Here is an 8,030-nt window from a genome sequence, read left to right as displayed (position 1 = left end):
CGGGCGTCCCGGTAGGCCAGCAGGCGCTGTGGCTCCTGATAGAGCAAATGATACTGGTAGGCATCCGTTTTCAGCCAATGCGCGGCGCTAACGCGAGCCAAGCGCAGCACGGGCAGCGCCGTCGTGGTGCCTTTGGTGCTGGCCAGAGGGGCGGGAGGATGCGACGGCGTAATATCATAAGGTGCCTGCCACGGGGCGCTGCTGGCACAACCAGCGGCGAGCAGAACCATGCCTGCCAGCACCATGCGTTTCCCCGCGGGTGAATATTTAGAAAGAGGGTGTTGCATGCGCTCAGTTTCCTCCTGCGGAAAAGCCCGACTCACCCGGTCCCGGCGGCGGGCCACGATCGCCGTAGAGCAATGATTGCGGGGAGCGCTTCAGCGAATGGCTGAGATCCGCTAGCGCCGCGCTGCTGGCCATCAGGCTTTGGGTGAGGCGATTCACCCGCGGCAACGTGTCGTAATTGAGGGTGTTCGCCGCCCGTTCTCCAGCAACACTGAGTCCACGCAGTGACTTGGCGGCTTCCGCCGTATCCGCCAGCGGCGCTTGCGCCGCCACGGTCAGCGCATCAAGATGGGCAATGAGCAGATGGCTCGCCACCATGGTGGACCGGGTGGCAGCGACCATGGCAGGCAGGGCTTTAATGGTCGGCAATAATGCCGTCTCCATCCGTACCAACTGGTTTGTGGCCTGGTCCATGTGGGTAAGCGCCTGCGCAAAATGTGTGCGGTTCTCGTCAGTTAAAAGTGAGTTCAGGCGGTCAGCCAACTCGTTGCTCCGATTCACCAGCGATTCGCCATTACGGGACAGCACCTCAAAAAAGCTGGGACGCATAGGGATTTCGGCGGGTCGACCGGACACCCTCGGCAAAGGTGTGAAGTCGGTGCCGTGATCGGTCAGGGACAAATAACTCAGCCCGGTCACCCCTTGCGGCGCCAGTTCGGCGAAGGTCGCGCGGGTAATGGGCGTCGCCTTATCGACCATGATCCGCACCCTGATCATGCGCGGATTCGTCGGATCCAGGCCAATCGCGGTCACGTCTCCCACCCGCACACCTTTGAAGCGCACCGGCGCCTGAAGGGTGAGGCCCGCAACGCTGTAGGAGGAAATCACGTCGAAGGCGATACCCGGCCGCTCACTACGATGCATCCACAAGCCGACTACCGCCACTCCGACCCCCAGAATGGCCAAAAAGACGAGTGCTACCAGCGCGTGTGCACGGCTTTCCAAGGAGAACTCCTTTGCAATATCAGCGACTATTGGAGCACAGGACGGACGCCAAGCCAATCACCATCTGACACGCGCGCAAATGAGCGCACGGATTGACTTGCCACAAGACCCATGCCTAAATGGCGGAAAACCACTGGAACCCTGATTCTCTATGGACTTTGACATCCTCCGCCGTACCATGATTGACACCCAGATCCGCACTTGGGATGTGCTCGACCCCCGTGTGCTGGGGACTGTTGCGCAGGTGAAACGTGAGTTTTTCGTGCCGACCCCATATCGGCATTTGGCTTTTGCTGATTTTAATTTACCTTTGGGGCATGGCGAGATCATGTGGACGCCGAAGATGGAGGCGCGGGTCTTGCAGGAGCTGGATCTGCATGAACCGGATCGGGTCCTGGAGATCGGTACCGGAAGCGGCTACCTGACGGCCCTGATGGCACAACTTGCGGGGGTGGTACATAGTGTCGAGGATCGCGCCGACCTCTCCCGAACGGCGGAAAGCCATTTGCGGGTGCAAGGCGTTCAAAATGCCCACTTGCACATTGGTGACGGCTCTAACGGCTGGGTAAGCAATGCCCCCTATGATGCCATCTGCATCACCGGCTCCTTGCCGATGCTGCCGGATGCATTCAAAGAGCAACTGGCGGTCGGCGGACGATTGATCGCCATTCTCGGCACCGGCCCGGCCATGCGGGTGCGGCGCATTTTCCACTCCCAGCCGGGCATCTTTGAAAGCTCGGAACTCTTCGAGACAGAGGTTCCGCCTCTGCGTCACAAGCCGCTGCCTGTCGGCTTCGTATTCTGAGTGATCATGCGTATCGAGGCCGCGCAGAGCGTTATCCTCGCCGTTGATCTGCAGGATCGCCTGCTCGGCACCCTTTCCCCCGTGCGACGGGCGCTGCTGCTGCGCAACATCACCCAACTGCTGGAGGCGGCCACAGCCCTCGGGCTGCCCGCCCTTGCCACCGCCCAATATCCGCAGGGTCTGGGACCAGTCCGTGAGGATATCCGCGTCCATGCTGCCGATGTCCTGGAAAAGACCGCCTTTTCCTGCCTTCGCAGCAGCAACAGTCGCCAATGGCTGGAGGCACAGGACGGGCGACCTCAGGTCATCCTGACCGGTATAGAGCTCCACATCTGTGTGCTGCAAACCGCCCTGGACCTGCAGGCAGGGGGCTGGCAACCGGTGGTGGTGGCCGATGCCTGCGCCAGCCGTGACGCCGAACATCAGCAACCCGCTTTGGAGCGGCTGCGGCAGGCGGGAGTTACAGTCGCCGTCGCTGAGTCGGTATTTTATGAGTGGCTGGGCGACGCGGCGCACCCGGCTTTTCGCACCCTTGCCGCCGCCTGGCGTTAGGAGTGCTGCCTTGAGTTCTGTCCCACTGAGTTACCAGATCAGCGCCGAACCACAAGCACACCTTTTTCAGGTATCTCTGAGTATTTCCGAACCGGATCCGGAAGGACAGATCCTCGCCCTGCCCGCATGGGTGCCCGGCAGCTATACTATCCGCGACCTCGCCCGCCATGTGACCCAAATCCGCGCAGAGCGTAATGGGCAGGATGTCGCCCTGCACAAAACCGGTAAGGACCGCTGGCGTCTCGCTGCAGGGCATGGCCCGGTCATCGTCCATTATGCCGTGTACGCTTTCGACCGCTCAGTACGCACGGCATATCTGGATGATCAGGGGGGCTTTTTCAACGGCCCGGCCATCTACTTGCGGGTCCTGGGACAGGAAGACCAAGCGCACGCAGTCCTCCTGGAAGGTCCGGAAGACTGGCAGGTGGCCACAGCCCTCCCCCGGCAAAGCGGCGCAACCTGGGGCTGGGGCAGCTTTGTTGCCTCTGAGTATCGCGCCCTCATTGATCATCCGCTGCTCATGGGCACGCTCACTCTGCTGGACTTTTTGGCAGGAGAGCGGCCCCATCACCTGCTCATTCAGGGAATCCATCAGGCAGACCTGCAACGGCTGGGTTCCGACCTGACGCGCATCTGTGACTGGCAACAGCGTTTCTGGGGCGATGCCGCCTTTGCCGAGTACCACTTTCTGTGCATGACCAGTGCTGATGGCTATGGGGGATTGGAGCATCGCGCTTCCAGCGCCCTCCTCTGCGCCCGGGATGACCTGAGTGGCCGCAACGAAGACCATTATCAGCGCTTCCTGGGTCTGGCCAGTCACGAGTATTTCCATAGCTGGCTGGTGCAGGCCATTCGTCCCGCTGTGCTCAGCGCCAGTACCCTGGACCGCGAGGCGCCCACCCGCGACCTCTGGGTCTTTGAGGGTATCACCTCTTACTATGATGATCTCTGCCTGCGCCGCGTCGGCCTGACCACACCCGAGCAATATCTGCGCGGGGTCGGGAAGGAGCTGACCCGCTTGCTGCGCCGCCCCGGACGTTTCCTGCAAAGTCTGGTGGAATCCAGTGAAGATGCCTGGATCAAGCTCTATCATCCCCACGTCAACAGCGCCAACTTTGAGATCAGTTATTATAACAAGGGCGCCCTGATGGCCCTCTGTCTGGACCTCAGTTTGCGTATCGAGAGTGAAGACACCCGGAGTCTCGACACCTTGCTCGCCCGGCTGTGGCAAGACTACGGCCGCATCGCTAAACCGCTGCCGGAAGGCCAATGCATCAATCTGGTCGAGGCGCTCGCCGGATCAGCGCTCGCCGCGCGTTTGGAGGCTTGGATTACCGAGAAGACCGACCTGCCGTTGCGCGCGCTGTTGGCGGAAATGGGCATTGCGCTGCACCTGCGCGCCGCCAACGGCCCGCAGGATGAAGGCGGCCAGGCCTGCGAAAAAACCCCGCCGGTCTGGCTGGGTGCGCACTGGCGTCCGCACGCGCTGGGTGCTCAGTTGCGCCATGTGCAGAGTGGCGGTCCTGCAGAGCAGGCAGGGTTGTCGCCGGACGACATTCTCATCGCCATTGATGGCGTCCGGACTACAGCGGAACAATTACCGGCACAACTGGATGCGGCTCCCGCAGGCGCGGCGTTACGTGTTCAGTTCTTCCGCGATGATATTCTTATGGAAACTCAACTGACCCCCGCCTCGCCTCCACAGGATACGGTCTGGCTGGAATCGCTGGAGGATGTGGATGAGGTCGTCCTTGCACGTCGCCGTGCCTGGTTAGAGGGGACAACGGCGGAAAGTCGTTGAGCTTCCGTACCATCATGATCTGATTCTGTAGCAACCCATTTCCGTACAGACAATACCCAGAGGGATATCCCAAGGCTCTCTGGGCACACGCGGCACTTCCTGAAAGGCATGCCCCACCCCAATCAACCGCGGACGCCGCCAACTGCGGCGATGCGGCAAATGTGCCAGGCTGCGATCATAGAAACCGCCGCCCATCCCCAGACGGTAACCTTCCGCGTCAAAGGCAACCAGTGGCAGGATCAGCAGATCCAGTTCATGTACGGAACGCTGATGACTGGGAGACACCTGTGGTTCCGGGATACGAAAGCGATTGTTGCGCATGGCCGCATGCGGGTTAAAAGGCGCAAAACGGAGGCCACGTGCAAACTGACCGGCGAGTACCGGCAGATAAAAATGCTTGTTGACCGCGATCGGGTGCTGCATGAGCGGCAAGGGGCTGATTTCGCCCTGCATGGGCCAGTAGAGTCCGATATGCCGGGCCCGCTGAAAGTGGTTGAGACGCACGAGGTGATTAGAAAGCGCTATGGCGGCGCACTGCAGTGCCTCGGGTGACAGGTCGCGTCGCTGCTGGCGCAGCCGTCGACGTAATTGGCTTTTTGCTGGTACCTCATCCAGCCCTTGAAACAAAAAAACCTCCCGCGTGGGTCGTGCGGCCCGCTACCCCATGAACCTGGTGTACAGGTGGGAATCCACACACCGCTTTAGGCTACTCCACGAAGGAGCTGCACACCACGGTGATGACTGGGGATCCCCTGGATAGACAATGTTGGTTCAGGAATCATCTCGACCACTCGCGCCCCGCAGGAGGCAATGTCCAAGCTACTCCGCCCCCTTACCCATGTCAACCAGCCGGCGCAGGCGATCTTCCAGCAGATTGAGTTGATCATCGCGCACTCGCACTTCCTGGCGGGTGCGCTGCAGATCTGCAGCCAGGTTGACCGCCACCATCAGTGCGGTGCGCTCCTTACTGATCATTCGCCCCCGTGCACGGGCGGCTTCGAGCTGTTGATTCAACAGTGCCACCGCCTCCAGAAGCAGTGCCTGTTCTTCGGGCAGACAGGGCACCTGATAACTTTGCCCCAGCAAAGTGATGTTGACGTGATTGGTGGTGGGACTGCGAGTTGCTTCAGGCACGGTTTTCTCCATCTGTATGGTTCTATCCTTCGTTTTCCCAATGGCCCACCTGCGTGAGCAGCTCACTGAGCCGCAGACATACCGCCTCCTGACGTTCCCGCAGCAAGATATTCTCGGCGTCAAGCATCTGGATTTGTTTTTGCAGAACCTGCAGGGAACGCTTGTCACGCCCGTCTCCTTCCAGATGACGACGCAAGCCGCGATAATCCGTTATAATGCCTTCCAGCTCTGCGAACAGCGATTCAAAACGGGACTCCAACACTGCGCCACCCCATCTCACCAAGGATTTTGCCTCCGAGTGTACGAAGCGCCCCAGCCATTTGCAAACTGAATCAGGTTGTTCCCGATTATGCCTCTTTCTGATCCTAACAAACGTAACCGCGGCTTCCGCTTCCGGCTTGGTGTAGCGACTGGCCTGATGCTGCTGGCGATTCTGGTCGTCATACTGCGCGTCATGGACCTGGAGGTGCTGCATTTTTCCAAGTTCCGTACACTGGCTTATGATAATCATGCGGCTCTCGTTCCCGTCGCCCCGCCCCGCGGCCTTGTGCTTGCTGATCATGGTGAGGTGCTGGCGGAAAACCAGCCCATATATGCCGTGGAAATCACCCCTGACCAGACGCCCCATTTGCGGCAGACGTTGCAGCGTCTACAGCAAATGCTCGGGCTGAGTGCAGACGATATGCGCCAATTTCAGGACCGGCGTCTGGGAAAACCGGATTTCGATCCGGTGGTCCTCAAGGCCGATCTGACGTCGACACAGATCGCCGCTATCGCCGTGCGCGCGCTGGATCTGCCCGGAGTGCGTGTCGTCGCCATGCTCCATCGCCATTATCCCTACGACGCACTGTTCTCCCACGTCGTCGGCTATGTCGGCCCTATTACTGCCACCGATCTGAAGGATTTTCACGCCAGTGACTATGTTGGTCGCAACTATATTGGCAAGAATGGTCTGGAGCGCTATTACGAACGCCAGCTACGCGGCACCATGGGTTATCAGATCAAGGATATCAACGCCCGCGGCCTACAGGTGGGCAACCTGCGCGATATCCCCGCGCACCCCGGAGACAATCTGCTCACCCACCTGCGGGTGCGGGTGCAGCAGGCCGGGGCACTGGCCCTACAGGGTAAGGGGTATCGCGGCGCGGTCGTTGCCATGAATCCGAACAATGGCGCCATACTGGCCATGGTGACCAGTCCCAGCTTCAATGCCAACTGGTTCGTGGACGGTATCAGCACGGTTCACTGGCAGAGTCTCCTGGACAATCCGGGGCGCCCATTGATGAATCGCGCCGACAATGGCCTCTACCCGCCGGGTTCCTGCGCCAAGCCCTTTTATTCCATAGAGGCGATACAGGAAGGCGTCATTGCGCCGGATTACCATACCTTCTGTGCGGGTAATTATCAGCTCGGCGGCCACACCTACTGGGACTGGAACCGGGGAGGATTCGGCAACACCGGTCTGACCAAGGCACTGACCTGGTCGGTAGATGTTTTCTACTACAAACTCGCGGTGAAGATGGGTATCGCCCTACAGGACAAAACCCTGTGGCGATTTGGCTTCGGCAGCAAGCCACCCATCGATCTGCCGGGCGGAGCCAGCGGCCTGGTGCCCAGCCCCGCCTGGAAGCGTGCGCATCTGCATGCCCCCTGGTACACGGGGGACTCCATCATTCTCGGGATCGGTCAGGGATATCTGCTGGAGACTCCCCTGCAATTGGCGCGGGCAGTCTCCGCGCTCGCCAACGGCGGCTATCTGGTCCAGCCTCAGGTGGCCAAAGCCTTCATCAACCCGGATAGCGGCATGGCAGAGCCCATCCCCAATGCATCGCCCATTAGTCTCCACATCCCGGCGGACGCCATGCATGCGGTGCATAAAGGCATGGAAGCCTGTGTCGCCAGCGGAACCTGCCATTCGATCAGCATTCCCGGCATCACCATTGCCGGGAAGACTGGCACCGCACAAGTCCCGGTGGGATACAAAAATGGTCGCACTGTCTATAACAACGACTCCCTTTTTATTGGCTGGGCACCGATACATCACCCCAAAATCGCTGTCGCCGTAGTGGTGGAATATGGCGGGCATAACGCTTGGCAAGCCCTGCCGGTGGCCCGTGCGGTGATCAAAGCCTATTTACAGCCCGATGAAAAAACTCCGGAAATGGTTGCTGAAAAAGCCGCAGCGCATTATGATGCGCCCCTTGCCATTGGGGAGAAAGGTTCTGTCAACCCTCGCCCCGCTCAATCCGCAATACCATAAGGAGTCCAGAAAATGACAGATTTTACGATTGCGGCCCAGCCGCGTGAAGATAACGGCCGTCGTGCCAGCCGTCGCCTGCGCCGTATCGGCATGGTGCCCGCCGTGCTTTATGGTGATGGCAAGGCCGCGATAGGTCTCAGTATTGAAGCCCGCCTGCTGCGCAAATTGCTGCCCGACGAGCGCGCATACACCCACGTCATCACCCTGCAGTTTCCCCACGGCAATGAGACAGCACTGATTCGCGACTT

General features: G+C 60.0%; 8 protein-coding genes, 1 other RNA gene and 2 pseudogenes. 5 read left to right on the top strand and 6 right to left on the bottom strand.

The window, feature by feature from the left end:
* Both AC2VNK_RS06660 and AC2VNK_RS06655 read right to left on the bottom strand, forming a co-directional pair.
* A pseudogene (locus tag AC2VNK_RS06660) lies at window positions 1-287 on the bottom strand (ABC-type transport auxiliary lipoprotein family protein); the annotation flags it as partial.
* Between the two features lie 4 nt (window positions 288-291).
* Entirely contained in the window at window positions 292-1,230 is a 939-nt protein-coding gene (locus tag AC2VNK_RS06655; protein WP_486883235.1) for an MlaD family protein, read from the bottom strand.
* Between the two features lie 151 nt (window positions 1,231-1,381).
* On the opposite strand from AC2VNK_RS06655, the gene AC2VNK_RS06650 reads away from it, so the two are divergent.
* The 3 genes from AC2VNK_RS06650 to AC2VNK_RS06640 are packed head-to-tail and all read left to right on the top strand — an operon-like array spanning window position 1,382 to window position 4,388.
* Window positions 1,382-2,035: a protein-L-isoaspartate O-methyltransferase family protein gene (locus AC2VNK_RS06650; protein ID WP_291524813.1), complete on the top strand. Its 654-nt coding sequence runs from the start codon at window positions 1,382-1,384 to the stop codon at window positions 2,033-2,035.
* Between the two features lie 6 nt (window positions 2,036-2,041).
* A complete protein-coding gene (locus tag AC2VNK_RS06645) occupies window positions 2,042-2,587 on the top strand; it encodes an isochorismatase family protein (RefSeq protein WP_291524814.1) in 546 nt (181 codons plus the stop codon).
* 10 nt (window positions 2,588-2,597) lie between these two features.
* The gene (locus AC2VNK_RS06640) at window positions 2,598-4,388 is read left to right on the top strand and encodes a M61 family metallopeptidase (protein ID WP_486883234.1); all 1,791 of its coding nucleotides are present in this window, start codon (window positions 2,598-2,600) and stop codon (window positions 4,386-4,388) included.
* A gap of 12 nt (window positions 4,389-4,400) precedes the next feature.
* Here the strand turns inward: AC2VNK_RS06640 and AC2VNK_RS06635 are convergent, their stop codons facing one another.
* From AC2VNK_RS06635 to AC2VNK_RS06620, 4 genes are all read right to left on the bottom strand, one after another.
* Window positions 4,401-5,015: a 5-formyltetrahydrofolate cyclo-ligase gene (locus AC2VNK_RS06635; protein ID WP_291524818.1), complete on the bottom strand. Its 615-nt coding sequence runs from the start codon at window positions 5,013-5,015 to the stop codon at window positions 4,401-4,403.
* Between the two features lie 2 nt (window positions 5,016-5,017).
* A non-coding RNA gene (ssrS, locus tag AC2VNK_RS06630) (6S RNA) lies at window positions 5,018-5,198 on the bottom strand.
* 9 nt (window positions 5,199-5,207) lie between these two features.
* Window positions 5,208-5,522: a cell division protein ZapA gene (locus tag AC2VNK_RS06625; RefSeq protein ID WP_291524820.1), complete on the bottom strand. Its 315-nt coding sequence runs from the start codon at window positions 5,520-5,522 to the stop codon at window positions 5,208-5,210.
* A gap of 22 nt (window positions 5,523-5,544) precedes the next feature.
* On the bottom strand, window positions 5,545-5,802 hold the full coding sequence (locus AC2VNK_RS06620) for a hypothetical protein (RefSeq protein WP_486883236.1): 258 nt from the start codon (window positions 5,800-5,802) through the stop codon (window positions 5,545-5,547).
* Window positions 5,803-5,871: 69 nt separating this feature from the next.
* Between AC2VNK_RS06620 and mrdA the strand changes: the two genes are divergently transcribed.
* Window positions 5,872-7,782, top strand: a complete 1,911-nt coding sequence (gene mrdA, locus AC2VNK_RS06615; RefSeq protein ID WP_486883233.1) for a penicillin-binding protein 2 — start codon at window positions 5,872-5,874, stop codon at window positions 7,780-7,782.
* A gap of 12 nt (window positions 7,783-7,794) precedes the next feature.
* A pseudogene (locus tag AC2VNK_RS06610) lies at window positions 7,795-8,030 on the top strand (50S ribosomal protein L25/general stress protein Ctc); the annotation flags it as partial.

Source organism: Acidithiobacillus sp. TH-A35 (assembly GCF_057473505.1).
This window is presented reverse-complemented; position numbering and strand designations above follow the sequence as displayed.